Origin of the sequence: Weizmannia agrestimuris (assembly GCF_943193165.1) — a bacterium.
Taxonomy (GTDB): Bacteria; Bacillota; Bacilli; order Bacillales; family Bacillaceae_C; genus Weizmannia; species Weizmannia faecalis.
The window spans coordinates 1-1,761 of record NZ_CALPDC010000097.1 but is presented as its reverse complement, the minus strand read 5'-3'; the positions used below and the strand labels follow the sequence as shown (position 1 = coordinate 1,761).

The following is a 1,761-nucleotide window of genomic DNA, read 5'->3' as shown; positions in this document are numbered from 1 at the left end:
AAAGCGACAGACATTTATTCGGGTTAATTACTCTATCCCGACTGAGAGGAATTTACACACAAAAAAAGACTTGACCGCTTGCCTCATATCCTTTATTATTGAAAAAGTTTTTCTTGATAAGGAGAAGAGGAAGAACATGGCAGTGTTTTTTAAAGGGGCATTTATGCTGATTGGCGTTGCTTTCATCGGAGAGTGCATTGAATTTTTAACAAATATGGTACTTGCAAATGAACTCGGGGCGCACGGCATGGGGCTGTACATGTCTATTTTGCCGGCCATTTTTTTAATTGTCACCATCGCCAGCATGGAACTGCCCATCTCCATTTCAAAATTTGTTGCGGAAAAGGAAGAAAAATATCATCGTGATATGCTGCGGTTTACAATCCGGCTGGCATCTTTGTTTGTCCTGTTGCTCATGGCGGCAGTCGCATTGCTGCTGCCGGCGCTTCCAATTTTCCATCATTACCACCCGTATCTTCGCTGGCTGATCATTGCGCTTATCCCGATGATCGCCTTTTCCTCAATTGCGAGAGGTTATTTTATGGGTGTCCAGCAAATGGGGAAGATTGCTGCTGCCAACTTCCTGAGAAAAATGATGCAGCTTATCCTGCTTGTCTTGCTATTTCATTGGATGGAATTTGACGTGCAAATGTCGATTTTTATCGCGATATGCACACTTGTCGGTAGTGACTTGATTGTGCTGCTGTATCTTTTTCATATGTTTGTGCTGCAAATGCGGACGCTCAAGAAAAAAGAACAGGCTCCAATGGGGGGAAAGGAAATCAGAAGGAGCCTTCTTTCTGTTTCCTTGTCGACAACGGGCATGCGCGTATTTCATGCCGTCACAAATGCGATTGAACCATTTTTTATCAAATGGGTATTGCTTAAATCCGGGATGACGGAGGGGATGGCAAACGAACATTTCGGACTGGTGGCCGGCGTCGCTTTTACGATCGGATTTTTTCCGGCCTTTATTGCCCATTCCCTGTCCACCGTATTAATTCCGACTGTTTCGGAAGCTTATGCCAAAAGAGACGGCATAAAGCTGCAGAAACTGCTTCAGCAGGTGATGATGATGACGTTTCTTTACGGGCTTCCGGCTGTCATTGTCATTCAGGTGTTTTCCGTGCCGCTCACAACTTTGTTTTCCCATTCGGCTGCCGCCGCCGTTTATGTCCGTCTGTTATGGCCGTATTTTCTGTTTCACTATTTTGTCATTCCGATGCAGGCGTTTTTAATCGGCCTCGGCCTGGTCAGGGATGCCCTCGCGCATTTTATTTGGTCAACAATGGTTACGTACTGCCTCATTTATTATCTTGGCTCAAATCCCCAGTACCAAATGGCCGGCGTCATCATCGCTATGAATACGGGAACATTGCTTATCATGATGATGCACTATTTAACGATTTGTAAAAAAATTGAAATCTCCCTGATTCTCCGCAAATCAATGAAACATACTTTTTAACGGTAGATATACGGGTTCCGGCAGGCTTTTTGGATGTTTGTCCGGGTTTGTGAGGGTCCGCGGTAATTCTTGAAAGTTTGTGCAACATAACCCAGCTTGATCGTTTTATAAGGGGGGAACGAGAAAGAATCGAAATTTTTGATAGTAATTTCACATAGAATGGTTCTACGTTAAGGAACAGACGAAAAAATTGGTCAAAAGTTCACATAGAGCGGTTCTACGAGTCAAGTCCAGGTTATTGTGTAAATTTATGGGCAAATGTTTTCAACCACCCTTTCATTTTTTCGGCTTAACTT

Annotated in this window: 1 protein-coding gene; it reads left to right on the top strand. The window is 43.7% G+C overall.

Features of this window, described 5'->3' with window-relative positions:
• Positions 1-136 precede the first annotated feature (136 nt).
• Complete coding sequence (locus tag NFR98_RS15695) at positions 137-1,465, top strand: polysaccharide biosynthesis protein (RefSeq protein ID WP_014095975.1); 1,329 nt, start codon at positions 137-139, stop codon at positions 1,463-1,465.
• Positions 1,466-1,761: the final 296 nt, after the last annotated feature.